Raw genomic sequence first — 26,498 nt, forward strand, 5'->3', positions numbered from 1 at the left:
GGCTCCTGCCATGAACGAAGCGATCACCCTCTCCGCCGGCGTCGTCAAGCGCCCGCACACGCTGGCCGACGGCCGCGAGCTCCTCTACTTCGACGACGCCGACACGACGCTCCCCCCGGAGCGCGCCGCCGACGCCCGCCACCTCGACCCCCGCCCCGCCACCGCGCGGATGCGCCAGGACGTCCTGACCGGCGAGTGGGTCTCCATCGCCGCGTCGCGCCAGAACCGCGTGTTCCTGCCGCCGGCCGAGCTCGATCCGCTCGCTCCGGCGTCGCCGACGAACCCGTCGGAGGTGCCCAGCCGCTACGACGTCGCCGTCTTCGAGAACCGCTCCCCCTCCTTCGGCCCGCTCCTCGAGGACGCGGACGCGCCCGCCTCGCTGGAGGACCTGCGCACCCTCGGACTCGGCCGGACGCTGACCAGCGTCGGCCGCTGCGAGGTCGTCTGCTTCAGCCCCGAGCACGAGGGCTCGTTCGCCACGCTCAGCGCCTCCCGCGCCCGGACCGTGGTCGAGGCCTGGGCCGACCGCGTGGGCGCCCTCTCGGCCCTTCCCGGCGTGCAGCAGGTCTTCCCGTTCGAGAACCGCGGCGAGGCGATCGGCGTCACGCTGCACCACCCCCACGGGCAGATCTACTCCTACCCCTACGTCACGCCGCGCACGACCCGTCTGCTCGCCTCGCTCGACAGCTACGGGCCCTCGATGTTCGCCGACGTCCTCGCCTTCGAGCAGGCCGGCGAGCGCGTCCTCCTCCGCGGCGAGCACTTCACCGCGTTCGTGCCGTTCGCCGCACGCTGGCCCGTCGAGGTGCACCTCCTGCCGCACCGCCACGTCCCGGACCTGGCGGCGACCACCCCGGAGGAGCGCGACGAGCTCGCGACGATCTACCAGCGCCTGCTCCGCGGCATCGACGCCCTCTACGACACCCCGACGCCCTACATCGCCGCCTGGCACCAGGCCCCGGTGCACGAGCGCCGCGACGAGGTGCGCCTGATGCTCCAGATCACTTCGCCCCGCCGCGCCGAGACGAAGCTCAAGTACCTCGCAGGGAGCGAGGCCGCGATGGGCGCCTGGATCGGCGACATCGCTCCGGAGACGAGCGCCGCGGCCCTGCGCGCGGCCATCGAACGGGCCGACGCGGCCGTGCTCGAGGCCGCGATCGCCCAGCGCCCCGACGCGGCCCTGCCGGTCGCCGCGCACAGCGACGACTCGCTGCCCGGCGGCGCCGCCACTCCCGCAACGACCGCCGCCGACATCGCCGAGGAGAACCGATGACCGCCGCTCCCGCCTCCCTGACCGCCGTCGCTGAGAGCGCGGCCGCCGCCTTCGAGCGCACCTTCGACCGACCCGCCGCGGGCGTCTGGGCCGGCCCCGGCCGTGTGAACCTGATCGGCGAGCACACCGACTACAACGACGGCTTCGTCTTCCCCTTCGCGATCGACCGCGCCACGGCGATGGCCGTCGCTCCACGCGAGGACCGCCTGATCCGGATCAGCAGCGCCTTCTCGCCCGAGGTGGTCGAGGTCGCCCTCGACGAGCTCGGCCCCGGGGCCGTGACCGGCTGGTCGGCTTACCCGCTCGGCGTGGTCTGGGCGCTCACGGAGTACGGCGTCGACCTGGGCTCCCGCTCGGGCTTCGACGCATACGTCGACTCCGACGTGCCGGTCGGCGCGGGGCTCTCGAGCTCAGCGGCGCTGATGTGCGCGATGGCCGTCGCCCTCGACGAGCTCTGGGACCTCGGCTTCGACCGCGCGACGATGGCCCGCGTCGGCCGCCGCGCCGAGAACGTCGCGGTCGGCGCCCCCACCGGGATCATGGACGAGTCCGCCTCCCTCTTCGGGGAGCGCGACGCCGCGGTGTTCCTGGACTGCCGCAGCCTCGACACCGAGGTCATCCCCCTCGGCTTCGAGGAGGCCGGGCTCGTCCTGCTCGTCGTCGACACCCGCGTCGAGCACGCGCACGCCACCGGCGGCTACGCCGAGCGGCGCGCCTCCTGCGAGCTCGGCGCCGCGACCCTCGGCGTGCCGTCGCTCCGCGAGCTGACGGTCGACGACCTGCCGCGCGCCGAGGAGCTCCTCGACGACGTCACCTACCGGCGGGTGAAGCACGTCGTGACGGAGGACGCCCGCGTGCTCGAGACCGTGCGCACCCTGCGCGAGCACGGCCCGCGGGCGATCGGCGATCTGCTCGACGCCGGCCACGTCTCCCTCCGCGACGACTTCGAGATCTCGGTGCCCGAGCTCGACACCGCCGTCGAAGCGGCGCGCGGCGCCGGAGCGATCGGCGCCCGGATGACCGGCGGCGGCTTCGGCGGCTCCGCGATCGCCCTCACTCCGGTGGAGAAGGAGGAGGAGGTCCGCGCCGCGGTCCTCGCCGCCTTCGCCGAGAAGGGCTTCACGACTCCGGAGCTCTTCCTGGTCACGGCCGCCGACGGCGCGGGCCGCGTGCTCTGACCTCCGCTCTCGTCGACGCCCCCTGCGACCTCGGATCGCAGGGGGCGTTCGTCGTCGAGTCGGCGCTACGGCGCCGGCTTCGGCGGTACGACGGCGCGCGCGTCTCCCCCGGTGACCCGCACCAGCTCGTCGAAGCCCGTCGGGTAGACGGTGTGCGCGTGCCCGGCCGCCGCCCAGACGACGTCGTAGGCGGCGAGGGCCGTGTCGACCACGGTGCGCAGCGGCGCGGGATGACCGACCGGCGCGATCCCGCCGATCGTCTGGCCCGTCGCGGACTTCACGTCGGCGGCCGGCGCCCGGGTGACCGATCCGCCCAGCTGCACGCCGAGCCACGCGGTGTCGACGCGGTGGCCGCCGCTGGTCAGGACCAGCAGCGGCGCACCGTCGAGCAGGAACACGAGGGAGTTCGCGATCCGGCCGACGTCGACGCCCAGCGCCTCTGCCGCCAGCGCGGCCGTCGACGCGGCCGAGTCGAGCCAGCGCACGGTCGGATGCGCACCGTGCCGGTCGAGGTCGGCGAGGACGCGGTCGACGGCCGGGTGGCTCCGTTCGCTCATGCCGCCGAGGCTAGCGCCCCGGCCGCGCTCACTTCTCGAACGTGGAGGCGTCGATCACGAAGCGGTAGCGGACGTCCGAGGCGAGGACGCGCTCGTAGGCCTCGTTGATCTGCGAGGCCGAGACGACCTCGACCTCGCTCGCGATGCCCTTCTCGGCGCAGAAGTCGAGCATCTCCTGGGTCTCGCGGATGCCGCCGATGCCCGAGCCCGCGAAGGAGCGGCGGGCGCCGAAGAGCGTGAAGACGTGCAGCGGCAGCGCCTCGGCCGGAGCGCCCACGTTGACCATGGTGCCGTTGCGGCGCAGGAGCCCCAGGTAGGCGTCGAGGTCGAGGGGCGCGCTGACCGTGTTGACGATCAGGTCGAAGGTGTTCGCGAGATCGGTGAAGGTCGCCTCGTCGCGCGTCGCGTAGTAGTGGTCGGCACCCAGACGGAGGCCGTCCTCCTTCTTGCTCAGGGTCTGCGAGAGCACGGTGACCTCGGCGCCCATCGCGTGCGCGAACTTGACGGCCATGTGGCCGAGCCCGCCGAGGCCGACGACGGCGACGCGCTTGCCGGGGCCCGCCTCCCAGTGCGAGAGCGGCGAGTAGGTCGTGATGCCCGCGCACAGCAGCGGAGCGGCGGCCTCGTAGGGGATCGACTCCGGCACGCGGAGCACGAAGTCCTCGACGACGACGACGTGCGTGGAGTAGCCGCCCTGGGTGATGGTGCCGTCGCGGTCGACGGAGGCGTAGGTGCCGGTGTTGCCCTTCAGGCAGTACTGCTCCTCGCCCGCGAGGCAGTTCTCGCACTCACGGCAGGAGTTCACCATGCAGCCGACGCCGACGCGGTCGCCGACGGAGTGCTTGGTGACCTCGGAGCCGACCTCGGCGACGACGCCGACGATCTCGTGGCCGACGGTCAGCGGGTACGCCACCGGTCCCCAGTCGCCGCGGACGGTGTGGATGTCGGAGTGGCAGATGCCGGAGTAGGCGATCTCGATGAGCACGTCGTGCGGTCCGACGTCGCGGCGCTCGATCGTGGTGGGGACGAGCGGCTCGGTCGCGGAGGGAGCGGCGTAGGCGGTGACGGTGAGCATGGGTTCTCCTCGTGGGGCGGGGCGCGCTCCGAGGACGTGTCCGACGGGGTGGGGGACGCGAGAGCGCCGGGCCACGCTACCGGCAGGCGACTGGACGTCGCCCCCGAGCGCGCTCCGGCGCGGGTCCCGTGGCGCGGAGCCGGTCAGCGCAGGGCGCGCTCGGCCGCCGTCACCACGTTGTGGATGAGCATCGCGCGCGTCATCGGACCGACGCCGCCGGGCACCGGCGAGAGCCAGCCCGCCACCTCCGCCACCTCCGGTGCGACGTCGCCGGTCAGCTTCGCGCGGCCCGTCTCCGGGTTCTCGACCCGCGTGATGCCCACGTCGAGCACGGCGGCACCGGGCTTCACCCAGTCGGCGCGGATGAGCCCCGGCACGCCCACGGCGGCCACGACGACGTCGGCGCGCCGCACCTCCGCGGCGAGGTCGGCCGTGCGGGAGTGGGTGAGGGTCACCGTGGCGTCCAGGCCCTTCCGCGTGAGCAGGAGCCCGAGCGGCCGGCCGACGGTGAGGCCGCGGCCGACGACGACGACGTGCCTGCCCGAGGTCGGGATGCCGTGGCGCTGCAGCATCTCGACGATCCCGTTCGGCGTGCAGGGCAGCGGGCTGTCCAGCTCGCCCTCGACGCCGAGCACCAGGCGGCCCAGGTTGGTGGGGTGCAGGCCGTCGGCGTCCTTGTCCGGATCCATCAGCTCGAGCATCGCGTTCTCGTCGATGCCCTTCGGCAGCGGGAGCTGGATGATGTAGCCGGTCACCGCCGCCGACTCGTTGAGCTGCCGGATGGCGGCGCGGATGTCGTCCGCCGACGCGGTCGCGGGGAGGTCCACGCGGATCGACTCGATCCCCACCTCCGCGCAGTCGCGGTGCTTGCCCGCGACGTACGAGCGGGAGGCGGGGTCGTCCCCCACCAGCAGCGTGCCGAGCCCGGGCACGACGCCCTGCTCGCGCAGAGCGGCGACCCGCTCCGCGATCTCCGTCTTGACCGCTGTCGCCGTCGCGACGCCGTCGAGTACCTGTGCCGTCATCGCGGTCTCCTCGGTCGTGGCGCGGCGGAAGGGGGCGGTGGCCCGGCCTCCGCCGCGCGGGTGGTGCAGCGGATCGACTACAGCCCGGGGTAGAGCGGGAAGTCGTCGGTGAGGCGGGCGACGCGGCCGCGCAGCGCCTCGAGGTCGGCCGACGGCTTGAGCGCCTCGGCGATGACGTCGGCGACCTCGGTGAACTCCGTGTCGCCGAACCCGCGCGTCGCGAGCGCCGGCGTGCCGATGCGCAGGCCCGAGGTGACCATCGGCGGGCGGGGGTCGAACGGCACGGCGTTGCGGTTGACCGTGATGCCGACCTCGTGGAGGCGGTCCTCGGCCTGCTTGCCGTCGAGAGGCGAGTCGCGCAGGTCGGCGAGGACGAGGTGGACGTCCGTGCCGCCGGTCAGCACGTCGATGCCCTCGGCCTTCGAGTCGGCCGCCGTGAGGCGCTCGGCGAGGATCTGCGCGCCGCGGATGGTGCGCGCCTGACGGTCGGCGAACTCGGGCTCGCCGGCGAGCTTGAACGCTGTCGCCTTCGCGGCGATCACGTGCATCAGCGGGCCGCCCTGCTGGCCGGGGAAGACGGCCGAGTTCAGCTTCTTGGCGTACTCCTGCTTCGCGAGGATGAGGCCCGAGCGCGGGCCCGCGAGCGTCTTGTGGACGGTGGTTGTCACAACATCGGCGTAGGGCACCGGCGAGGGGTGGAGCCCGGCCGCCACGAGGCCGGCGAAGTGGGCCATGTCGACCCAGAGCTTCGCGCCGACCTCGTCGGCGATCGCACGGAACGCCTCGAAGTCGAGCTGGCGGGGGTAGGCGGACCAGCCGGCGATGAGCACCTGCGGGCGGACCTCGAGGGCCTTCTCGCGGACCGCGTCCATGTCGATCCGGAAGGTCTGCGGGTCGACGCCGTACGCGGTCGCGTTGTAGAGCTTGCCCGAGAAGTTCAGCTTCATGCCGTGGGTCAGGTGACCGCCGTGCGCGAGCTCGAGGCCGAGGATGGTGTCGCCCGGCTGCACGAGCGCGGCGAGCGCTGCGGCGTTGGCGGAGGCTCCGGAGTGCGGCTGGACGTTGGCGAACTCGGCGCCGAAGAGGGCCTTGGCGCGGTCGATCGCGAGCTGCTCGGCGATGTCGACGTACTCGCAGCCGCCGTAGTAGCGGCGGCCGGGGTAGCCCTCGGCGTACTTGTTGGTCAGGACGGAGCCCTGCGACTCGAGGATCGCGCGCGGCACGAAGTTCTCGCTCGCGATCATCTCGAGGTAGCCGCGCTGACGGTCGAGCTCCTGCTGGAGCACGGCGGCGATCTCGGGGTCGACCACCGACACGGGCTGGTCGAACGAGGCGGCGACGCCGGGGCTGGCGGGGGAAGAGGACACGGACGCTCCTTGGCTGGGAAACGGAAGGGGCCCGGCAGGTCGCGGCGGCGCGACACGGCTCGTTCGGGCGACCCGATCTACGGTATCCGTTCCAGCCCAGGCGTGCGGCGGGAAAAGTGTCCGGGGCGCTGCCCCGGAGGAGGTGCCGCTCCCTGATGGTCACCCATCCGAACGCCAGTCGCGGCGGGCTCACTCTAGCAAGCGGGCCGGGTGGCGCGGGAGTCGCGCCAGTCGGGGGCCGGCGCGCGCGATCGTGCGACGATCCCTCGGTCGGCTCCGGGGCGGGGCCGGGAGGGAGGGCGTCGCCATGGGTCCTCGACGCCGCTCCGAGCGCGTCGACGGCCGCAGCGACGAGGAGCTCGTCGCGCTGGTCCGGGAGGGCCGCACCGACGCCGTCTCCGAGCTCTGGCGCCGCCACTCCTCGGCCGGACGCACCGTGGCCCGGGCGTGGGCGAGCAGCTCCGACCCCGACGACCTGGTCTCGGAGGCGTTCCTCCGCGTCCTGCGGGCGATCGAGCGCGGCGGCGGACCCGAGGGCGCCTTCCGCCCCTACTTCTTCGCCGCCGTCCGCAACGTCGCGGGGTCCTGGGCCCGACGGGGCCGGCACGAGCGGCCGTTCGACGAGGCCGACCGCGCCCTCCCCTCCGCCGGCCCCGACCCCGAGGCGCACGCCCTCGCCGCCCTCGAGCGGGACCTGGGCGCGCGCGCGTTCCGGGCGCTGCCGCCGCGCTGGCAGGAGGTGCTCTGGTACACGGAGGTGGAGGGCCTGTCCCCCGCCGCCGCCGCGCCGCTGATGGGGCTGCGGCCCAACGCGGTCGCAGCGCTCGGGGTCCGCGCGCGGGAGGGGCTGCGCTCCGCGTGGATCCGGGAGCACGTGGCGGATGCCTCGGCGACCGGCGAGTGCGGATGGGTGCTCGAGCGGGCCGGGACGCACGCGCGGGGACGCCTGCCCGCCCGCGACAGACTGCGCATCGACCGGCACCTGGACGGCTGCCTCTCCTGCCGGGAGGCGCTGGCGGAGGCCGAGAGCACCGCGCGCCGCCTCGCGTCGGTGCTGCTGCCGCTGACCGCCGGGTTGAGCGGTGCGGCCGCCTGGGCGGCGGGCCGCGGCTCCGGCACGGCCTCCGGTCCGCCGCCGAGCGCGGTCCGGGCGTCGAGGGCGGGCGGCGGAGCGGGAGTGGTCGTCGCCGCGTCCGCTGCGGCGGCGGTCGCAGGAGTCGTCGGGGCCGCGGTGCTGCTGTCGGGGAGCGGGAACGGGGCGGTCGTGGCGGCTGTGGACGCCTCCACGCAGGAGGAGGAGGAGCGCGGAACGGCCGAGGCAGCCGCGCCGACGTCGAGCGGAGGAGCGACGGCGAGCGCCGGCGGGCCGGAGACGGAACCGGGGGCCGCGGACCGCGCGAGTGCCGGAGCGGACGGCGATCCCGCGAGTCGGTCCGGCGATCCCGGCTCCGCTCCGAGAAGCTCGGTGCCGGACGGGGCAGGAGGGGCTGCGTCGGACGATGCCGGAGCGACGCGCACGGCACCCGGGAGGACGGGACCCTCGCCGCAGCGGGAGCCGTCCCCCGATCCCGTCGGCGCACCGGGATCGAGCACGATCGAGGCGGCCGCCTCCCCGACTCCTGCCGAAGAGCCCGCGACGTCTCGCCCTGCCGCTGCAGGCAGCGCGGCACCGGTTCCCACCCCTGCCGTCACCGCGACCCCCGTTCCCGCCGGGTCACCGGGGGCCCCGACCGGGAGCTCCGCGCCGAGCCCGGGCGGCAGCACTCCGAGCCCGCCCTCCGATCCGGTCCGGCCCTCCGCTCCGATCCCGACTCCCGCTCCGAGCACCCCGGCTCCGGTCCCGACTCCCGCTCCGAGCACCCCGACACCGGTCGCGACTCAGGCGCCGGGCACTCCGGCTCCGGCCACCACTCCCGCAGCAGGCACCCCCACACCGGCGCCGACGACTCCGCGGACCCCTGCGACTCCCTCCGGAACTCCGACGCCCGCACCGTCCGAGCCGCCCGCTGAAGCCGCGCCGACCCTCGCTCTCGACACCGACGGCCGGCTGCTGCCCGATGCCGGGGGCACCGCTGCGCCCGGCGCCGAGGTGCTCCTCGAGGACGCCTCCGACGGACGCCGCTACGGCGCCGCCACCTCCGACGCCGCCGGCTCCTGGACCGTCCCGGCGCTCCCCCTCCCCGCGGGCACGACCACGGTGCTGGCGCGCACCGCCGCAGGAGTCAGCGCTCCCGTGGCGGTCGACCTCCGTGCACCGGTGCTCCTCGCCCGGGCCGCGTCGAGCGGGGGCGTGGTCGGCGTGCTCGTGCTCGCCGACCCCGACGCGGACGGCCTCGACCTCCTGGTCGACGGCGAGCGGGTCCGATCCCTCGCTCCCGGAGCCCCGGTCGTCGCCGCGACCCTGCAGGTCGGCCCCGGGAGGCACACGATCGGCGTCCGCTACTCCACCCCGGACGGGCGGACGGGACCCGTCGCCGTCGTGTCCGTCGACGCGGGCTGAGGCGCGCGGACCGCTCCGCGCCCCACCGTTATCCTGGGCGGATGCAGCCCGAACCCGCCGCGTCCGCGACTCCCCGGCCCGCCTCCGCGAGCACCCGTCCGACGGGCAGCGACGCCGCGTGGTCCGGCGCCCGGCCCGCGGGCAATCACTGGACCCTGACCTTCGCCTGCCCCGACCAGCCGGGCATCGTGCACGCCGTGTCCGGAGCCGTCGTCCAGGCCCGCGGCAACATCACCGAGAGCCAGCAGTTCTCGAGCGCCGACACCGGGCGCTTCTTCATGCGCCTGCAGGTGGAGTCGCCGATCAGCCGCGAGGAGTTCGCCGCCGCCCTGCTGCCGATCACCGAGCACTACGGGATGACCTGGCGCCTCGACGTCGTCGGCCGGCCGCTGCGGACCCTCGTCCTCGCCTCCACCGCCGCGCACTGCGTCAACGACCTGCTCTTCCGCCAGCGCGCCGGGCAGCTCGCGGTGGACATCCCGATGATCCTGTCCAACCACGGCAGTCTGCGCGACCTCGCCGAGTTCTACGGCGTGCCCTTCGAGTCGCGACCCGTGGTCTCGCCGGAGTCGAAGCGCGGGTTCGAAGAGCGCGTGCTGGAGGTCGTCGAGGAGCACGACGTCGAGCTCGTGGTCCTGGCGCGCTACATGCAGATCCTCTCCCCCGAGCTGTGCGCGCGCCTGGCCGGCCGCGCCATCAACATCCACCACTCGTTCCTGCCGGGCTTCAAGGGCGCGAACCCGTACAAGCAGGCGCACGCCCGCGGCGTCAAGCTGATCGGGGCGACCGCGCACTTCGTCACCAGCGACCTCGACGAGGGGCCGATCATCGAGCAGAACGTGGTGCGCGTGGACCACTCGCACTCGGTCGCCCAGCTCGTGGCGATCGGGCAGGACGAGGAGAGCCGCACGCTCACGCAGGCGGTCAAGTGGTTCGCGGAGGACCGCGTGCTCCTCGACGGAGCCCGCACCATCATCTTCCGCTGACCTCCGGCGGCTAGCATGGTCGGCGTGAATCGAGCAGGAGCGGACGCCGCAGGCACCGACATCAGGATCGGCCCGAACGCGATCCTCCGGTTCCTGCTGGAGCTCGTCGCGCTGGCGACCTTCGCCCTCTGGGGCTTGGCGTCGTGGGACCTCCCGTGGAGCATCGTCCTCGGCATCGGCGCTCCTGTGGTCGCCGCGCTGATCTGGGCGCTCTTCCTCTCGCCGCGCGCGGTCCTCGCGATCGACGTCTACGGCCGCTCGCTGATCGAGCTGCTCGTGATGGGGGCCGCCGCGCTGGCGTGGCTGGACCTCGGCCAGCCGGTCGTCGCGATCGTCTTCGGCGTCCTCGCCGTCGTCTCCGGCGTCATCGCAGGACGCCGCTCCCTCTGAGCCGGACGCCGCCAGCTCGAGCCGAGGGAGCGCTCGCTCGGAGCCGGGCAACGCTGTACCGGAGCGAGCACCGCGGCCTCTGAGCGGAACCGGCACCGCTTCGGAGCAGGCACCGCCGGGCCTCGCCGCCGTCCCGCCGCGCGGGCGGCAAGCGACAGGCGCCCACGGTGCTCTCCCGTCGAAGCAGGTCGAGCCGCCGCCGCAGCGGGATCCCCGGCCGATCGCGCTGCCGGGCCGGCCGCCGGACGTGCTGCGCTCACCCTGATCGTCGGCCTCTCCCTCCCCCGCTCCCACCTCCCCTCTCGAGCGGCTCCCTCCCGCGGCCCGACCCGACCCGGTCCCTGCCCGCATCACGAGCAGACCCGCCTCAGCCTCCTCACCCGGGAACGGCGAACGGCCGCCCCCGCCGCTCCAGGAGGAGCAGGGGGACGGCCGTTCGCGGCGGTCGCGGAGGACTACTCCGCGGCGCCCGCCTCACGCTGCGCCAGGGCGCGGCGTCGGAGGCCGGTGATCACAGCACCCGCACCGAGGAGGGCGAGGGCGGCGGCTCCGAGGAGACCGCCGTCGAAGCCCGTCGACGGGAGGCCGCCGGCGCCGTGGACGGGCGCGCCCGGTCCGGCGGTCGGCGTGGAGGTGGGCTCCCCCGGTCCGGCGGTGGGGCCGGCCGTCGGCGTCGCCGTCGGCTCCGGGGTGCCCGTGGGCTCCGGAGTCGCGGTCGGCGTCGGGGTGGGGGTGACCGCCTCGGTGACGTCGACGCTCACGAGCGTCGCGAGTCCCGAGTCGGTGTAGGCGACACGGCCGAGGTAGCGGGCCGGGCCCGCCAGGTTCGACCAGGAGACCGCGTACGCGATCGGCTCGCCCTGCACCGCGTCGACCACGGCGGGGTCGGTGCTCAGCGAGCCGAGACCGTTCTCCGGAGTGATGACGAAGCTGCGGAAGTCGAACGTGGCGGTCGAGGATCCCGGAGCGGTCGCGTACACATCGGCCTGGACCGTGTACTCGCCCGGGGCGGGGTCGGCGATGTCGACGCGCTCGTCGGCCGAGCCGGTCGCCGAGGTGAAGACCTTCTCGGTGCTCTCGCTGGTGACGGTGAGGTCGAGGTCGGCCGTGTCGTCGATCGAGTCGAGGTCGAAGCGGGCGAACTCGGCGCCCTCCGGCACCACGACGGTCGTCGTCAGCGACTTCCCCGTGGGGAGCGTCGCCGAGTGTCCGTCGGCGGCGGTGGCGTCCTCGGCGAGCACGCCCTGGGCGAGACCGCTCGCGGTGAGCGGCAGCGCGCCGGTGATGCCGGGCGTGACCGTCACCGTGCCGGTGCCGGTCGAGCCGGTGCCGGAGACCTCGTAGGGCGCGTCCAGCAGGACCGGGCGCACCGCGATCGGGCTGCGGACGTCGTGCTCCGCGCTCGCCCAGGTCAGGTAGCCGGTGGCGAACTGGTTGAGCGCCGCCGAGCCGGTGGTGAAGGAGACCGTGTACTCCGCCGTCTGGCCCGCACCCGTGAAGGAGAGGGTCGAGGGCGAGACGACGGTGTCGATCCCGGCGAGGCCGTCGACCGAGGCGGTGTAGGTGCCCGCGCCGGTCGAGGTGACCGTGCGGGTCACGGTCTGCGTGCCCGCGAGGGCGCCGATCGCGATCGAGGCCTGGTTGAGGTCGGACGGGTCGATCGCGGCGATCGGGTCGATCACCGGGTTCGAGGTGAAGACGTAGCCCGCACCCTTGAGGAACGCGATCCAGTCCTCGGTGCCGCTCTGGTAGAGCAGTCCGGGATCGAGGAACGCGGCCGGGTCGACGTGTCCGGCGCCCTGGGCGAAGACGTCCTCGGACGCGGCGCCGGACTGGTCGACGCTGTCGTAGGCGGAGGTCATCATCGCCGACTTCACCGCGGACGGCGAGGCCTTCGGGGTCGCGCCGAGGATCAGCGCGCCGAGGCCGGCCACGTGCGGCGACGACATCGAGGTGCCGGACTCGAACGCGAAGGCGGGGTCGTCGCCCTCGGCGTTGAAGCTGTCGGCCAGGATCGCGACGCCGGGCGCCGTGAGGTCGGGCTTCAGCACGTCGGCGCCGTCCGCCTCAGCGGGTCCGCGCGACGAGAAGCCGGCGACCTGCGGGACGGGGATGGACGCACCGGACGAGTTGCCCTCGGAGAGGGTCACGGTCGCACCGGCGGTGCCGGCGTAGGTCGTGATCGCCTGGTAGGCCTGCGAGTCGATCTGGATGCTCGGGACCGAGTGGTCGTCGACGTGCAGGGCGTTCGGGGTCGGGTTGAGCAGCAGCATGCCGATGCCGCCGGCCCGCTCGACCTCGGCCGACTTGGAGACGCGAGCGGTGACGCCTGCGGTGCAGGCGACGACCTTGCCCTTCACCTTGTCGGGGTCGAGGGTGCCGGTCTCGCAGATGGCGGGGCTCTCGGCGCCCGAGCTGACGACGTCGGCGCTGTTCACCAGCGGTCCGGTGACGTCCTCGTGGACCGAGATGGATCCTCCGACGAACTTCTGGCCGTCACCGAGGGTGGCGGTCGCGGTGTAGGTCGGGATGGAGGACGCGGCGACCGTGGTGTACCAGGGCGACGCGTGGTCGAGCGTCGAGGCGCCCGCACCGGAGTTGCCGGCCGAGGCCGCGACGAAGACGCCGGCGGCGGCGGCGTTGAGGAACGCCTCGTCGATCGCGGTCAGGGTCGAGGTGGCCGAGCCGCCGCCGATCGAGAAGTTGATGACGTCGACGCCGTCCTTGGTCGCGGCGTCGATGGCCGCGAGGATGCCCGCACCGGAGCAGAAGTCGTCGTCGTCGGTGCCCTCGTCGGGTCCGTTCCAGCAGACCTTGTACGCGGCGACCTTCGCGGCCGGGGCGACTCCGGAGATCTTCCCGTAGTCGTAGCCGTCGACGCTCGCCTCGACGCCGTTGTTGCCGGCTGCCGTGCTCGCGGTGTGCGAGCCGTGCCCGTCGGCGTCGCGCGGGGAGCGGTACTCGGGGTTGTCCGTCGAGCCGACCTCCTCGTCCGCGAGGAACCAGCGTGCGCCGATGAGCTTCTGGTTGCACTCGTCGCCGTCCCACTGCTCGGAGGCGGGGAGCCCCGGCGAGCAGGAGCCGACGAAGGTCCCGCCGTCCGACTTCGCGAAGGAGGTGGTGGTGCCGTCCGTGTAGGGGGCCGCTCCGGGCGAGGTCGCCAGGGGCGCGCCTGCGAAGGAGGGGTTCTCGGGCGCGATGCCGGAGTCGATGACGCCGACGACGACGCCCTCGCCCGCCTTGTCGATGCCGCCCAGCTTCTGCCAGACGCCGTTCTCGCCCTCGAGGCCGAGGAAGTCGGTGGAGCGCTGCTGTCCGGTGTCGGGCACCGGGATGCCGGCGGCGGCCGCGGCGAGCGGCGAGGACTGCGCGGCGCGGTCGAGCTTCAGGTTCTCGACCTTGCGGACCTCGGCGACGTCGCGGCGGCTCGCGAGCTCGCCCGCCTGCTCGCCCGAGAGGGTCGCGGAGAAGCCGTTGAGGGCGACGGTGTAGTGGTAGCCGATGGCGGCGTCGACCGCGGAGGCGACGTCCTCCTGGCGCTGCTCGAGGTGGGCGGAGTAGTCCTCCACCGGAGCCGAGGCGGCCTGCAGCTGCGCACCGTCGACGGGTGCGGTGCGGGCGAAGCGGGCGTCGCTGCCCTGGTAGGTGGCCGCGGAGGGCTCGACGAGGGTGACGACGTAGTCGCCGTCGTCGAAGCTCTGGCCGACGGAGAGCCCGCCGACGAGCGAGGCGCTGCCGGCGAGAGGGGCGGCGCTGGCGCCGGTGGTGGCGAAGGCCGCGGTCGCGGCGACTCCGAGGACGGCGAGGCCCGCGAGGATGCGCCTCTCAGCGCGGCGGACAGGTGGTCGGTGGGACAGGTGGATCGGCAATCGATGTCCTTACTCACATTCGCTGGGAACCGGATCGGTTTCCACACAGAAACGACCCTACGAACTCGATTGCCCAGCTTTGTTACGAACAGGTAACGAAGTTGACGCCGAGGCGGCCCTCGGCGTTGGCACTCCCGCTCCCCGAGTGCTAAATTGCTGGCGTTGAGCCGGGTCGGCTCAACTCTTGGAACTCTTCGTTGCACGACTGAATGGAGTGATCTCATGGCTGTCACCTACGACCCCGTCCGCGAGCTGGACCGCCTCGCCACCGCCCTCCTCGGCTCCGGGCAGGGGCCCCGCCGGATGCCGATCGACCTGTACCGGGACGGCGACCACTACGTCCTCACCGCCGACCTCCCCGGCATCGACCCGGGATCCGTCGACGTCGACGTCGACGGGCAGCTCCTCACCATCCGCGCCCAGCGCACCGTCGCGAGCGGCGACGACGTCACCTGGATCACCCGGGAGCGCCAGTCGGCGACCTTCGTCCGCCAGCTGAGCCTCGGCCAGGGCGTCGACACCGAGCGCATCTCCGCGTCCTACGACAACGGCGTGCTCTCGGTGACCATCCCGGTCAGCGAGAAGGCGCGCCCCCGCCGCATCGAGGTCGTCTCGACCGCCCGCCCCGAGCAGGTGCGGATCGGCGAGGCGCCCGCCGAGTAGGACGACGACGGAGGGCCCGTCCGCGATCGTGCGGGCGGGCCCTCCGCCTGTCCGGCACGCCCTACGCTGGCCGGATGCGCGCCTCCTCCTCCGACACCGCCGTCGGCGTCCTGCTCCCCCGCGACCTCCCCGCCTCCGAGGTGCTCGGCTACGCCCGCCGCGCCGAGGAGCTCGGCTTCGACGAGCTCTGGGTGGTCGAGGACCTCGGCTTCCGTGGCGGCATCGCCCAGGCCGGCGCGGTGCTCGCCGCCACCGAGCGGATCGTCGTCGGCATCGGCATCCTGCCCGCCGCCGTCCGCACGGCGGCCTTCACCGCGATGGAGCTCGGCACCCTCGCCGAGCTGTTCCCCGGCCGCGTCCACGCCGGCATCGGCCACGGCATGCCGCAGTGGATGCGCGGCCTCGGCGTCTGGCCCCGGAGCCCGCTCACCCTGCTCGAGGAGCAGTTCGACGCGATCCGCTCGCTGCTCTCGGGCGAGCGCACCGACCGCTCCGGCCGCTACGTGCACGTGGACGGCCTCGTCCTGGAGTCGCCGCCCACCGTCGTACCGCCGCTGCTGGCCGGCGTCCGCGGACCGAAGTCGCTGGCGCTCGCGGGCCGGATCGCCGATGGGGCCGTCCTGGCCGAGCCCGTCACTCCGGAGTACCTCGCGGCGGCCCGCGGCCACCTCGGCGGCACCGGGCGGATCGTGGCCTACAACGTGGCCGCCGTGGACGACGACGCGGCCGCTGCGCGCGACGCGGTCCGGCCCGGCCTCGAGTGGATCGGCGAACCGGACTGGGCGCCGCACATCGAGCCGCTCCCCTTCGCCGAGGACTTCGCCCGCCTGCGAGCCGCGAGCGCCGACCGCGCCGCCTTCGTCCGCGACCTGCCCGACGCCTGGGTCGACCAGCTGGCCGTCGTGGGCACTCCCGGGGACGCTCGCCGCCGCATCGCCCTGCTGCACGAGGCCGGCGCGTCGAGCGTCGTGCTGATGCCGTCGGGACCCGATCCGCTCCACGCGATGGAGGAGCTCGCCCGGGCGCTCTGACATGTCGGCCACGGGCGCGGGGCCGGCCGCCGAGCCCGGAGACGAGTCCGGCCCGCAGGATCCGAGGATCCGTGCGGGCCGAACGCGTCTGCGGGAGCCGGAGATCAGGCCGACATGCGGGCCTTCAGGTTCTCGTCGAGGGTCGCGAGGAACTCCTCGGTCGTCTGCCAGCCCTGCTCGGGGCCGACGAGCAGAGCGAGGTCCTTCGTCATCTTCCCGGACTCGACGGTCTTGATGACCACGTCCTCCAGGGTGAGCGAGAAGTCGATGAGCTCCTGGTTGCCGTCGAGCTTGCCGCGGTGCGCGAGGCCGCGCGTCCAGGCGTAGATCGAGGCGATCGGGTTCGTCGAGGTGGGCTTGCCGGCCTGGTGCTGGCGGTAGTGGCGCGTGACGGTGCCGTGCGCCGCCTCCGCCTCGACGACGCTGCCGTCGGGCGTGGAGAGCACGGAGGTCATCAGACCCAGCGAGCCGAAGCCCTGCGCGACGGTGTCGGACTGGACGTCGCCGTCGTAGTTCTTGCAGGCCCAGACGTAGCCGCCCTCCCACTTCATGGCCGAGGCGACCATGTCGTCGATGAGGCGGTGCTCGTAGGTGAGGCCCGCGGCGTCGAAGCGCTCCTTGAACTCGGTCTCGAAGATCTCCTCGAAGATGTCCTTGAAGCGGCCGTCGTAGGCCTTGAGGATCGTGTTCTTGGTCGAGAGGTAGACCGGGTAGTTGCGCGAGAGGCCGTAGTTGAGCGACGAGCGGGCGAAGTCGCGGATCGACGCGTCCTGGTTGTACTGGACCTGCGCGATGCCGTCGTCCGGGGCCTTGTAGACCTCGAACTTCATGGGCTCCGAGCCGTCCTCGGGCGTGAACTCGACCGTCAGCGTGCCCTTGCCCTTGAAGACGAAGTCGGTGGCGCGGTACTGGTCGCCGAACGCGTGGCGGCCGATGATGATCGGCTTGTTCCAGCCGGGGACGAGGCGCGGGATGTTCGAGATGATGATCGGCTCGCGGAAGATCACGCCGCCGAGGATGTTGCGGATCGTGCCGTTGGGCGACTTCCACATCTTCTTCAGGCCGAACTCCTCGACGCGAGCCTCGTCGGGGGTGATGGTCGCGCACTTCACGCCGACGCCGTGCTTCTGGATGGCGTGCGCCGCGTCGATCGTGACCTGGTCGTCCGTCTCGTCGCGGTACTCGATGCCGAGGTCGTAGTACTCGAGGTTCACGTCGAGGTACGGGTGGATGAGGGTGTCCTTGATCTTCTGCCAGATGATGCGCGTCATCTCGTCGCCGTCGAGCTCGACGACCGTTCCCTCAACCTTGATCTTGGACATTGCTCTCCCATGGTGTCGATGACCCCGCACCTGTGCGGGACGGGCGGCTCTGCACCGCTCCGGATGGCCTCCGCCAGCCTACCCGAGGCCCGAACTGTCTCGATGTCGAGACAGTTCTCCTCGGTCCGCCCGACGGCCGGTGCGCGTCGCCCGACAGGAGGATGCCCGCCGTCCTGCGCCGCCGGTACAGTGACGGCATGAGTGACCTCCGCCTGGAAGAGCTGTCCGCCTCGAACATCTCCGCCGTGAACGGTCTGAGCCTCAAACCCGGCCAGGAGCAGTTCATCGCGCCGGTCTCCTACTCCGCCGCCGCCGCGGTGATCGACCCGGGCGCCTCCTGGCAGCGGGCCGTGATGGACGGTGATGAGCTGGTCGGCTTCATCCACGCGCACTTCGACCCGGAGGCGGCGGAGGAGTTCCGCAGCTGCATCTGGCGCATCAACATCGACGCGGCGAAGCAGGGCCGCGGCGTGGGCACCTTCGCCGTCCGCGCCACCGCCGACGAGGCCCGCGCCCGCGGCTTCGACACCCTCACGGTGATCTGGGAGTCCGGCGAGGACGGCCCGGAGCAGTTCTTCCGCTGGATCGGCTTCGAGGTCGTCGGCGAGACGCAGTACGGCGAGAACATCGGGGCGCTGACGCTCTGAGCGCGGGAGGTCCGCGGGCCGGGGGTTCGCGGGCCGGGGGTTCGTGGAGCGGGGGTTCGTGGAGCGACTCCGCCGCACCGGGGCCGACCGCTGCGGTGCCGGACCCGCCGGACCCGGTCGACTTCGTCTCCGCGGTCCTCGACGTGGTCGACTCCATCCCGCCCGGGCGAGTGATGGCCTACGGCGAGATCGCCGCGCTCCTCGGCTCGCGGGCGTCCCGGGCGGTCGGCACGGTGATGGCCCGCTACGGCTCGGAAGCGGCCTGGTGGCGCGTCGTGCGCTCCAGTGGTGCGCCTCCGCTCGGCCACGAGGAGCGCGCCCGCCTCGAGTACGAGCGCGAGGGCACGCCCCTCGTCGTCACTCCGACCGGCTATCGAGTGGACGTCCGCACCGCCCGCTGGCGCCCCTGATTCTCCGCGCTTCCCTGCGGCGCCCGCCGCCGACTCGTGCGATCTGCAGGCTCCGGTGCGATCTGCAGGTTCCAGTGCGATCTGCAGGAGTTCACCGTGCCGTCTGCAGGCTCCGGTGCGATGTGCAGGAGTTCGCCGTGCCGTCTGCAGGCTCAGGTGCGATGTGCAGGCTCCAGGGCTGTCTGCAGGGGATCGCCGTGCCGTCTGCAGGAGATGCTCGACCTCCCGGCCGACTTCCGCGGCGGAATCGGCCTTCTCGCCGAAATCCCCTGCAGATCGCACCCAGCCCTGCAGACGGCACAGGTGCCTGCAGATCGCACGGGTGCCTGCAGACGGCGCGAACACCTGCAGATCGCACGGGTGCCTGCAGACGGCACGAACGCCTGCAGACCGCACCCGCCCCGCGCCGTCCGATCAGACGAGCGAGTCCCGCCAGGCGGCGTGCAGGGTGGCGAAGCGGCCCTCGCCGGCGATGAGCGCCTCCGGGGTGCCGTCCTCGACGATGCGGCCGTGCTCCATCACCAGCACCCGGTCGGCGATCGCGACCGTCGAGAGGCGGTGCGCGATGATGACCGCCGTGCGGTCCGCCAGGAGCGTCTGCAGGCCCTGCTGCACCAGGCGCTCGCTCGGGATGTCGAGCGAGGAGGTCGCCTCGTCCAGGATCAGCACCGCCGGGTCGGCCAGGAACGCACGGGCGAACGAGATCAGCTGGCGCTGACCGGCCGAGACGCGGCCGCCGCGCTTGTTCACGTCGGTGTCGTAGCCGTCCGGCAGCGCCTGGATGAACTCGTGCGCGCCGACCGCCTGCGCGGCACGGACGATCTCGTCATAGGACGCGGTCGGCCGCCCGATCGCGATGTTGTCGGCGACGGATCCGGAGAAGAGGTACGCCTCCTGGGTGACCATCACGATCGCGCGCCGCAGGTCCTTCGGGTGCAGCTGCCGCAGGTCCACCCCGTCGAGAGTCACCACGCCGTCGCTCGGGTCGTAGAAGCGCGAGATCAGCTTGGCGAGCGTCGTCTTGCCGGCGCCGGTGGACCCGACGAGGGCGATGGTCTGCCCCGCGGGGATGTCGAGGTCGAGGCGGGGCAGCACCTCGCGGTCGGCGGTGTAGGCGAAGCGGACGCCCTCGAAGCCGAGCCGGCCCCGCGCCTGGCGCAGGTCGACCGGTCGGGCCGGATCCGGGACGCTCGGCTCCTCGGCCAGCACGCCCGAGATCTTCTCGAGCGCGGCGGCCGCCGATTGGTAGGAGTTGTAGAACATCGCCATCTCCTGCACCGGGTCGAAGAAGCGCCGGGTGTAGAGCAGGACCGCCAGCAGCGCGCCGATCTCGAGCCCGCCGTCGAGCACGCGGACGCCGCCGATGAACAGCACCACGGCGACCGTGACGTTGCCGATCAGCACGAGCCCGGGGTCGAAGGTGCCGAACACCCCGAAGACGCGCTTGTAGGCGAGCCGGTACTGCTCGACGACCCCGCCGAAGACGGACTCGTTGCGCTTCTGCGTGCGGAAGGTCTGCACGGCGCGGATGCCGGTCATCGACTCCACGAACTGCACGATCAGCCGGGACGAGGCGACGCGGGTGCCGCGGAACAGCGCCTGCGACCGCTTCTGGAACCAGCGGGTGAGCAGCGCGAGCGGCACCAGGGCGCAGGCGAGCACGAGGCCGCTCACGCCGTCCAGGGAGACGAGGGCGATCGCGACGAAGCCCATGTAGAGCGCGCCCTGCACCAGCTGGTTGATGCCGGAGTCGAGCAGCTCGCGGATGGAGTCGAGGTCGCTGGTCTGCCGCGAGATGATCCGGCCGGAGGTGTAGTTCTCGTGGAACTCCAGGCTCAGCTTCTGGGTGTGCAGGAAGACCCGCTTGCGCAGGTCGATCAGGATCGCCTGGCTCACCCGCGCGGAGAGCACGGTGTACCAGGCGACCAGGAGCGCGCCGACGAGCCCGGTGAGGATGTAGGCACCGACCGTGACCGCCAGCGGGACCGCGTTCCCCGCGAGGACCGCGGGCAGGCCGTTGTCGATGCCCGCCGCGATCAGCGCCGGTCCGGCGACCTGGGCCGCGGTCGCGACGACGACCACGACCGCGGTGAGCACCAGCCGCAGCCGGAGCGGCCGCAGCAGGGAGCCGAGCAGCCGCAGCGAGCGCCGCCTCAGGGCCGCCGACTCCGCTCTGCTGAGGTCGTCGCGCTCCTCGGAGGAACCGAGCGTGCTCATGATCGCGTCTCCTGGTGGGTCGTCGTGGGGCGGGAGCCGATGCGCTCGGTCCCGGCGGGCCGGGTCAGCTCGTCCTCCTCGAGGCTCGAGATGACGAAGCGGTAGTGCGGGCTGCTCGCGAGCAGCTCGCTGTGGGTGCCGACCGCGGTGATGCGGCCCTCCTCCATCAGTGCCACGCGATCGGCGAGCGCCACCGTGGAGGGCCGGTGGGCGACGATGATCGCGGTGGTGTCGCCGAGCACGCGGCGCAGCCCCGCCTCGACGCGCGCCTCCGTGTCGACGTCGAGCGCCGAGAGGGGGTCGTCGAGGACGAGCACCGCCGGACGCGCCGCCACCGCGCGGGCGAGGGCCAGGCGCTGGCGCTGGCCGCCGGAGAGGCTCATCCCCTCTTCGCCCACCTTCGTGTCCAGGCCCTCGGGGAGGCGGTGGACGAAGTCGGCCTGCGCGATCTCGAGGGCCTCGAGCAGCTCCTCCTCGGTCGCGTCGGGGCGGCCGAGGAGGACGTTCTCGCGCACGCTGGTGGAGAAGAGCGTCGCGTCCTCGAACGCCATGCCGATGTGCGTGCGCAGCTCGTCGCGGCGGAGGCGGCGGATGTCGACGCCGTCGAGCTCGATGGCTCCGCCGGTCACGTCGTAGAGGCGCGGGAGGAGCGCGGTGAGCGTCGTCTTCCCGGAGCCGGTGATGCCGACCAGCGCCATCGTCTCGCCCGGCTCGACCTCGAGGTCGACGCCGTCGAGGAGGTCGCGGTAGCGCTCCGGGGCGTCCTGGTAGCGGAAGTGGACGCCGCGGAAGCGCACCCGCCCGCGCGGCTCGGCGATCGTCTCGGGGTCCTCCGGGTCGGTGATCGTGTTCCGACTGTCCATCACCTCGAAGTAGCGGTCGACCGCGGTGCGGGTGTCGAAGGTCATCGAGAGGAGGAAGCCGATCGACTCGACCGGCCAGCGCAGCACGGTCGCGGTGGCGAAGAAGGCGAACAGCTCGCCGACGCTCAGCTGGCCGGCCGCGGCGAGCCAGACCCCGCCGAGCAGGCAGAGCGCGAACGCGATGTCCGGCACCAGCAGCAGGACGAGCCAGATCCCGGCGATGGCGCGGGCCTTGTCGATCTCGGTGCCGCGGAGCTTCTCGGCCTGGCCGGCGAAGTTCTCCAGCGCGTGCTGGTGGCGGCCGAAAGCCTTCAGGACGCGGATGCCGTGCACCGACTGCTCGACGGTCGTGGCGAGGTCGCCGGCCTGGTCCTGGCTGCGGCGGGCGATGCTCGAGTAGCGCTTCTCGAAGGCGAACCCGTAGATCCAGACCGGGATCGAGCACACGACGAAGAGAACGCCGAGGATCGGGTTCCAGTAGACGAGGACGCCGAAGCCGACGACGATCGTCAGCGCGTTCACCACGAGCAGGACGAAGCCGAAGGCGATCCAGCGGCGGATGAGGCTGAGGTCGCTCATCGCCCGCGACAGGAGCTGCCCGCTCTGCCAGCGGTCGTGGAACGAGACGGGGAGGTCCTGCAGGCGGCTGTAGAGCGCCGAGCGCATGCGCGCCTCGATCCGCGTGCTGGGGGTGAGGACCATCCGGCGCCGCAGTGCGATGGCGCCCGCCTCGACGACGCCGAGCACGAGGATGACGGCGACCGGGCCGATCAGCGGCCCGAGGTCGCCCGAGCCGGCGGAGGCCGCTCCGTCCCCGAGCGGCCCGTCGACGAGCTGCTGCAGGACGATCGGGATGACCAGCGACACCAGGCTCGCCACGAGCGCGACCGCGATGCCGCCGACCAGCCGGGGCAGGGAGTCGCCGACGAAGGGGACGAGGCGCAGCAGGGTCTGCAGCGTGCTCGGGCGCTTCTGCGCGGCAGCGCCGGGTGACGGGAGGGCGGGAGCGGACACGGCGGAGTGCTTTCGCGACGAGGGCGGAGCCTCTCCAGCCGGGCGGGCGGGGAGGCGGGAGGTGCCACACCGGCCAGGAGAGCTCCGGGCAGCCTTGAAGGCTATACCCCGGCTCTGCGCTCCGTCCAGCGGCCGCCGCGATCCGGCGGCTCCCCGCCTCCGCCGTCAGCGGACGCGGACCGAGAGGCAGGTCACGCAGCCCTCGAGCTTCTCGAACTCCGAGACGTCCACGGTGAGGACGCGGTAGCCGAGACTCCGCAGCAGCTCGGCGCTCCGGGGAGCGGAGGCTGCCATCAGGAGGGTGTCGTCGTCGAGGACGACCACGTGGGCGCCCGGCTCCTCGGGCATCGGCAGGAAGGAGGGGAACAGGCGCGGCTCGTCGACGACCGGCTCCCAGCCGATGACCGTGCCGTCGGGCAGCGCGGTCACGGCGCTCTTGAGGTGCAGCACCTTCGTCAGCGGGACCGCGACGACGTCGTACCCGCGGGGGCGGAGGATCGCGCGCAGCTGGGCGACCCCCGCCGCGTCGGTCCGGCCTCCGCGACCGACGTAGACCGTCGATCCGACCTTCAGCACGTCGCCGCCGTCGAGCGTGGCAGGCTCCTGGATGTGGTCGACCGTCAGGCCGAGGGCACGGACGGCCTCCTCCGCACCGGCGGTCTCACCACGTCGGGACTCCGCTCCGGAGCGGGCTATCACGGCGTGGTCTCCGAACACGACGACGGCGTCCTCGAGGAAGACGGAGTCGGCGAGTCCGGGCGCGGGTGCGGCCTCGACCGTCTCCCAGCCGGCCCGCTCGAGCAGGTCGACGTACGCCTCCCACTGCTGCTGGGCGCGCTGCTGGTCGACGGGGACGCGCTCGAGGTGGGTGAGCTCGCCCGCCGAGAGGTCGGCGCCCGGGGCCCGGACGATCGCGATGCGGCGAGCGGCGGCGACGGCCGGCGCGCCCGTGGTGCGCAGGCGTCGCCAGAGCGCGCGGCCGACGCTCGCCGACGAGACGGTGAACGCGAGAAGGAAGACGAGGTTGAGCCCGGCGAAGGTCTGGAAGATGGAGGCCCAGACGGCGCCCGTGACGGCCTCGCCGGTGGCGCTGGCCTGGACGAGCGTGCCGAACACGGCTCCGACCACGCCCGCGACGAGTCCCGCGAGCGCGGCGCTCCAGGTGCGGCCGAGCATCCCGGCGACGGCGAGGGCGAGGACGACCACGAAGCCGAGCACGCTCGAGAGCAGGAAGTAGGCGTTGACCTGCGGGATGGAGCCGGGCTGCAGCTGGTTGCCGATGAAGAAGGCCAGCAGGTTGGCGAGGTGCGCCACGAGCGCGGTCGCCGCGGCGGCGAGCAGCGCGACGAGGATCCGGCGGCCCGTCCCGGGCGCGCGGCCCCGGTTCGGGGCGACTGCGGTCGCGGCGGTCGGGGTGTCGGGCGTGGACGCGGGCGTCGAGTCGGAAGGCACCCGGCGACCCTACGCGCCCCCGCCCGCGCCCCGCCTGTCGATCCCCTAGCAGCCCCCTAAGAGCCCGGCTGCGCAGTGCCCCTCACCCTCGCCGGCGCACTCCCGCCCTGCCCGCGAGGAGCGGCAGGAAAGACGCGCACCGCAAGGCAGAGCGGGTTCAGCGGGAACCGCGTGCCCAGCGATTCCCGCGACCGGCGACGCACCCCGCTCCACGGAACGCTCCCCATCGCGAAGCCGACCGCGCCCCGCCGCGCGAGGAGCGGCGGGGAGATCGAACACGGCAGAGCCGTCTCAGCGGGGATCGCGTGCCAAGCGATTCCCGCGGTCGGCGACGCACCCCGCTCCACGGAACGCCCCCCGTCGCGAAGCCGACCGCGCCCCGCCGCGCGAGGAGCGGCGGGGAGATCGAACACCACTTCTTCCACCGAGTGACGGGCGCTCCGCGCCCGTCACTCAGTGGAAGAAGTGCCGCTCCCCCGTCGTGTACATCGTGACGCCTGCGCGGGTGGCCGCGTCGATCACCTCGGCGTCGCGGACGGAGCCGCCGGGCTGGACGACGGCCTTCACGCCGGCGGCGAGGAGCACCTCGAGGCCGTCGGCGAAGGGGAAGAACGCGTCGGAGGCGGCGACGGAGCCGGGGGCGCGGTCGCCGGCGCGGGTGACGGCGAGATGGCAGGAGTCGACGCGGTTGACCTGGCCCATGCCGACGCCGACGGAGGCGCCGCCCTTGGCGAGGAGGATCGCGTTCGACTTGACGGCGCGGCAGGCCTTCCACGCGAACTCGAGGTCGAGCATCGTGTCCGCGTCCGCGGGGTCGCCGGCGACGAGCTGCCAGCCGGAGCTGACCTCGCCGGGTCCGCCGACGAAGCGGTCCGGCTCCTGCAGCAGCAGACCGCCGGAGATCTGCTTGAACTCGCGCTCGACGGGGGCGTAGAAGTCGGGGAGCTGCAGCAGGCGCAGGTTCTTCTTGGTCTTCAGCACCTCGAGCGCCTCGGGCTCGAAGCCGGGGGCGACGAGCACCTCGGTGAAGATCTCCTTCACCGTCTCGGCCATGGCGAGGGTGACGGGCCGGTTCGCGGCGATGACGCCGCCGAAGGCCGACACCGGGTCGCACTCGTGGGCGCGGCGATGGGCGGAGGCGATGGGGTCGATCGCCTTCGTGCTCGCGATCGCGATGCCGCAGGGGTTCGCGTGCTTGATGATCGCGACGGCGGGGAGCACGAAGTCGTAGGCCGCGCGGACGGCCGCGTCGGCGTCGACGTAGTTGTTGTAGGACATCTCCTTGCCGTGCAGCTGCGTCGCCTGCGCGATGCCGGTGCCGTCGGGCGAGACGTAGAGGGCCGCCTTCTGGTGCGAGTTCTCGCCGTAGCGGAGGACCTGCTGCAGGGTCCCGCGGATCTCGACGGAGCCCTCGACGCCCTCGGCCGCCTCCTGCCCGGCGAACCAGGAGGCGACGGCGGAGTCGTAGGAGGCGGTGTGCGCGAAGGCGCGGGCCGCCAGGGTGCGGCGTGCGGTGAGCGTCGTGCCCCCGTCGGCGAGGGCGGTCGCGATCCCGGAGTAGTCGGCCGGGTCGACGACGATCGCGACGTTCGCGTGATTCTTCGCGGCGGCGCGCACGAGGGCCGGGCCCCCGATGTCGATGTTCTCGACCACGGTCGCCGCGCCGGCGCCGCCGGCGACGGTCTCGCGGAACGGGTACAGGTTCACCACGACCAGCTCGAACGCGGCGATGTCGAGCTGCTCCAGCTGCTCGCGGTGCGAGGCGAGCCTCAGGTCGGCGAGGATGCCCGCGTGCACGGCCGGGTGCAGCGTCTTCACGCGGCCGTCGAGCGACTCCGGGAATCCGGTGACGGCCGAGACGTCGGTGACCTCGTGGCCGGCGCCGCGGAGACTCGCGGCGGTCGAGCCGGTGGAGACGAGCTCGACGCCGGCCGCGGCGAGCGCCGCTCCGAGCTCGAGCAGGCCGGTCTTGTCGCTGACCGAGATCAGCGCCCGACGGACGGGGACCCGGTCGCGGTCGTCGTAGCTGCTGGGGTCGTGGGCGGTGATGCTCATGCGCGGGCGAGCTCCTCGAGGTCGACGGTTCCGTGGGCGATGTCGAGCACCGTCTGCACCAGCAGGCGGCGCTCGATGGTCTTGATGCGCTCGTGCAGCGCCTCCTCGCTCTCGCCGGGGAGCACGGCGAGGCTCTCCTGGGCGATGACGGGGCCGGTGTCGACGCCGGTGTCGATCACGTGCACGGTGACGCCGGTCTCGGTCGCGCCGGCGGCGAGGGCGTCGCGGACGGCGTGCGCGCCGGGGAAGAGGGGCAGCAGAGCGGGGTGCGTGTTGATCATCCGCGGGCTGAGCGCGTCGACGACGACGGGCGGCAGGATCCGCATGAAGCCCGCGCAGACGACGAGGTCGGGCTCCCACTCCCGGATCCTCGTGAGCAGGGCGGCGCCCCACTCGTCGCGGGAGGCGAAGTCGCGCGGCGCGACCGTGAAGACGGGGACTCCGCGCTCCTCGGCGTGGCGGAAGCCCTCGGCGGCCGTGTCGCTGCCGACCGCGACGATGCGGGCGGGGAAGCCCTCGTCGCCGGTGGCGTCCAGCAGGGCGCGGAGGTTCGATCCGCCGCCGGAGAGGAGCACGACCAACTTCAGCACTGCGCAAGTCTAGG

Annotated in this window: 20 protein-coding genes; 9 read left to right on the forward strand and 11 right to left on the reverse strand. The window is 73.2% G+C overall.

The genetic code is table 11. The features are described from left to right. Nucleotides 1–10 precede the first annotated feature (10 nt). Entirely contained in the window at nucleotides 11–1,273 is a 1,263-nt protein-coding gene (gene galT, locus GSU45_RS12135; protein WP_159915275.1) for a galactose-1-phosphate uridylyltransferase, read from the forward strand. After that, nucleotides 1,270–2,451 carry a galactokinase gene (gene galK, locus GSU45_RS12140; protein WP_159915277.1) on the forward strand — a complete coding sequence of 394 codons (1,182 nt, stop codon included), beginning with the start codon at nucleotides 1,270–1,272 and terminating at the stop codon, nucleotides 2,449–2,451. Before galT ends, galK begins: the two co-directional genes overlap by 4 nt. 65 nt (nucleotides 2,452–2,516) lie before the next feature. On the opposite strand, the gene GSU45_RS12145 is transcribed toward galK, so the two are convergent. The 4 genes from GSU45_RS12145 to glyA form a co-directional block, all read right to left on the reverse strand. Continuing rightward, nucleotides 2,517–3,008: a YbaK/EbsC family protein gene (locus GSU45_RS12145; protein ID WP_159915279.1), complete on the reverse strand. Its 492-nt coding sequence runs from the start codon at nucleotides 3,006–3,008 to the stop codon at nucleotides 2,517–2,519. 28 nt (nucleotides 3,009–3,036) lie between these two features. Next, nucleotides 3,037–4,083: an NAD(P)-dependent alcohol dehydrogenase gene (locus tag GSU45_RS12150; protein WP_104233905.1), complete on the reverse strand. Its 1,047-nt coding sequence runs from the start codon at nucleotides 4,081–4,083 to the stop codon at nucleotides 3,037–3,039. A gap of 143 nt (nucleotides 4,084–4,226) precedes the next feature. Continuing rightward, nucleotides 4,227–5,108: a bifunctional methylenetetrahydrofolate dehydrogenase/methenyltetrahydrofolate cyclohydrolase gene (locus tag GSU45_RS12155; RefSeq protein ID WP_159915281.1), complete on the reverse strand. Its 882-nt coding sequence runs from the start codon at nucleotides 5,106–5,108 to the stop codon at nucleotides 4,227–4,229. Between the two features lie 77 nt (nucleotides 5,109–5,185). Continuing rightward, nucleotides 5,186–6,475, reverse strand: a complete 1,290-nt coding sequence (gene glyA / locus GSU45_RS12160) for a serine hydroxymethyltransferase (protein ID WP_104224723.1) — start codon at nucleotides 6,473–6,475, stop codon at nucleotides 5,186–5,188. A 307-nt stretch (nucleotides 6,476–6,782) separates the two neighbouring features. Here glyA and GSU45_RS17390 point away from each other — a divergent pair, with 307 nt between their 5' ends. Genes GSU45_RS17390 through GSU45_RS12175 form a run of 3 tightly spaced genes read left to right on the forward strand, consistent with a single transcriptional unit; the run spans nucleotide 6,783 to nucleotide 10,351 of the window. Continuing rightward, on the forward strand, nucleotides 6,783–8,975 hold the full coding sequence (locus GSU45_RS17390) for a sigma-70 family RNA polymerase sigma factor (protein ID WP_159915283.1): 2,193 nt from the start codon (nucleotides 6,783–6,785) through the stop codon (nucleotides 8,973–8,975). Nucleotides 8,976–9,016: 41 nt separating this feature from the next. Continuing rightward, entirely contained in the window at nucleotides 9,017–9,961 is a 945-nt protein-coding gene (gene purU / locus GSU45_RS12170) for a formyltetrahydrofolate deformylase (RefSeq protein ID WP_104227281.1), read from the forward strand. Nucleotides 9,962–9,985: 24 nt separating this feature from the next. Beyond that, complete coding sequence (locus GSU45_RS12175; protein ID WP_244248112.1) at nucleotides 9,986–10,351, forward strand: YrdB family protein; 366 nt, start codon at nucleotides 9,986–9,988, stop codon at nucleotides 10,349–10,351. A gap of 455 nt (nucleotides 10,352–10,806) precedes the next feature. Here the strand turns inward: GSU45_RS12175 and GSU45_RS12180 are convergent, their stop codons facing one another. After that, a complete protein-coding gene (locus GSU45_RS12180) occupies nucleotides 10,807–14,220 on the reverse strand; it encodes a S8 family serine peptidase (protein ID WP_159915287.1) in 3,414 nt (1,137 codons plus the stop codon). A gap of 222 nt (nucleotides 14,221–14,442) precedes the next feature. Between GSU45_RS12180 and GSU45_RS12185 the strand changes: the two genes are divergently transcribed. Together GSU45_RS12185 and GSU45_RS12190 are read left to right on the forward strand one after the other, a co-directional pair. After that, on the forward strand, nucleotides 14,443–14,883 hold the full coding sequence (locus tag GSU45_RS12185; RefSeq protein ID WP_159915289.1) for an Hsp20/alpha crystallin family protein: 441 nt from the start codon (nucleotides 14,443–14,445) through the stop codon (nucleotides 14,881–14,883). A gap of 74 nt (nucleotides 14,884–14,957) precedes the next feature. Further along, the gene (locus tag GSU45_RS12190) at nucleotides 14,958–15,914 is read left to right on the forward strand and encodes an LLM class flavin-dependent oxidoreductase (protein ID WP_159915291.1); all 957 of its coding nucleotides are present in this window, start codon (nucleotides 14,958–14,960) and stop codon (nucleotides 15,912–15,914) included. Between the two features lie 104 nt (nucleotides 15,915–16,018). On the opposite strand, the gene GSU45_RS12195 is transcribed toward GSU45_RS12190, so the two are convergent. After that, nucleotides 16,019–17,236 (reverse strand): NADP-dependent isocitrate dehydrogenase, encoded by a 1,218-nt coding sequence (locus GSU45_RS12195; protein ID WP_159915293.1) that lies wholly within the window; start codon nucleotides 17,234–17,236, stop codon nucleotides 16,019–16,021. A 197-nt stretch (nucleotides 17,237–17,433) separates the two neighbouring features. Here GSU45_RS12195 and GSU45_RS12200 point away from each other — a divergent pair, with 197 nt between their 5' ends. Both GSU45_RS12200 and GSU45_RS12205 read left to right on the forward strand, forming a co-directional pair. Beyond that, a complete protein-coding gene (locus GSU45_RS12200) occupies nucleotides 17,434–17,883 on the forward strand; it encodes a GNAT family N-acetyltransferase (protein WP_104224946.1) in 450 nt (149 codons plus the stop codon). A 95-nt stretch (nucleotides 17,884–17,978) separates the two neighbouring features. Then, nucleotides 17,979–18,293, forward strand: coding sequence for an MGMT family protein (locus GSU45_RS12205; RefSeq protein ID WP_159915295.1), 315 nt, complete (start codon nucleotides 17,979–17,981; stop codon nucleotides 18,291–18,293). 414 nt (nucleotides 18,294–18,707) lie between these two features. Here the strand turns inward: GSU45_RS12205 and GSU45_RS12210 are convergent, their stop codons facing one another. The 5 genes from GSU45_RS12210 to purN form a co-directional block, all read right to left on the reverse strand. Beyond that, nucleotides 18,708–20,510 (reverse strand): ABC transporter ATP-binding protein, encoded by a 1,803-nt coding sequence (locus tag GSU45_RS12210; protein WP_159915297.1) that lies wholly within the window; start codon nucleotides 20,508–20,510, stop codon nucleotides 18,708–18,710. Continuing rightward, a complete protein-coding gene (locus GSU45_RS12215) occupies nucleotides 20,507–22,387 on the reverse strand; it encodes an ABC transporter ATP-binding protein (RefSeq protein ID WP_159915299.1) in 1,881 nt (626 codons plus the stop codon). Before GSU45_RS12215 ends, GSU45_RS12210 begins: the two co-directional genes overlap by 4 nt. A gap of 165 nt (nucleotides 22,388–22,552) precedes the next feature. Further along, nucleotides 22,553–23,839 (reverse strand): dimethylargininase, encoded by a 1,287-nt coding sequence (gene ddaH / locus GSU45_RS17395; protein WP_279631096.1) that lies wholly within the window; start codon nucleotides 23,837–23,839, stop codon nucleotides 22,553–22,555. Between the two features lie 453 nt (nucleotides 23,840–24,292). Then, complete coding sequence (purH, locus tag GSU45_RS12225) at nucleotides 24,293–25,894, reverse strand: bifunctional phosphoribosylaminoimidazolecarboxamide formyltransferase/IMP cyclohydrolase (RefSeq protein WP_159915301.1); 1,602 nt, start codon at nucleotides 25,892–25,894, stop codon at nucleotides 24,293–24,295. Next, nucleotides 25,891–26,484: a phosphoribosylglycinamide formyltransferase gene (purN, locus tag GSU45_RS12230; RefSeq protein WP_159915303.1), complete on the reverse strand. Its 594-nt coding sequence runs from the start codon at nucleotides 26,482–26,484 to the stop codon at nucleotides 25,891–25,893. The genes purH and purN overlap by 4 nt, the downstream gene beginning before the upstream one ends. Nucleotides 26,485–26,498 lie beyond the last annotated feature (14 nt).

Origin of the sequence: Rathayibacter sp. VKM Ac-2801 (genome assembly GCF_009834245.1) — a bacterium.
Taxonomy (GTDB): Bacteria; Actinomycetota; Actinomycetes; order Actinomycetales; family Microbacteriaceae; genus Rathayibacter.

Excerpts from the sequence above, each read along its gene's own strand:
- galT (WP_159915275.1), top strand. The coding sequence starts at position 11 with ATGAACGAAGCGATCACCCTCTCCGCCGGCGTCGTCAAGCGCCCGCAC.
- galK (WP_159915277.1), top strand. The coding sequence starts at position 1,270 with ATGACCGCCGCTCCCGCCTCCCTGACCGCCGTCGCTGAGAGCGCGGCC.
- GSU45_RS12145 (WP_159915279.1), bottom strand. The coding sequence starts at position 3,008 with ATGAGCGAACGGAGCCACCCGGCCGTCGACCGCGTCCTCGCCGACCTC.
- GSU45_RS12150 (WP_104233905.1), bottom strand. The coding sequence starts at position 4,083 with ATGCTCACCGTCACCGCCTACGCCGCTCCCTCCGCGACCGAGCCGCTC.
- GSU45_RS12155 (WP_159915281.1), bottom strand. The coding sequence starts at position 5,108 with ATGACGGCACAGGTACTCGACGGCGTCGCGACGGCGACAGCGGTCAAG.
- GSU45_RS17390 (WP_159915283.1), top strand. The coding sequence starts at position 6,783 with ATGGGTCCTCGACGCCGCTCCGAGCGCGTCGACGGCCGCAGCGACGAG.
- purU (WP_104227281.1), top strand. The coding sequence starts at position 9,017 with ATGCAGCCCGAACCCGCCGCGTCCGCGACTCCCCGGCCCGCCTCCGCG.
- GSU45_RS12185 (WP_159915289.1), top strand. The coding sequence starts at position 14,443 with ATGGCTGTCACCTACGACCCCGTCCGCGAGCTGGACCGCCTCGCCACC.
- GSU45_RS12190 (WP_159915291.1), top strand. The coding sequence starts at position 14,958 with ATGCGCGCCTCCTCCTCCGACACCGCCGTCGGCGTCCTGCTCCCCCGC.
- GSU45_RS12195 (WP_159915293.1), bottom strand. The coding sequence starts at position 17,236 with ATGTCCAAGATCAAGGTTGAGGGAACGGTCGTCGAGCTCGACGGCGAC.
- GSU45_RS12200 (WP_104224946.1), top strand. The coding sequence starts at position 17,434 with ATGAGTGACCTCCGCCTGGAAGAGCTGTCCGCCTCGAACATCTCCGCC.
- GSU45_RS12210 (WP_159915297.1), bottom strand. The coding sequence starts at position 20,510 with ATGAGCACGCTCGGTTCCTCCGAGGAGCGCGACGACCTCAGCAGAGCG.
- purH (WP_159915301.1), bottom strand. The coding sequence starts at position 25,894 with ATGAGCATCACCGCCCACGACCCCAGCAGCTACGACGACCGCGACCGG.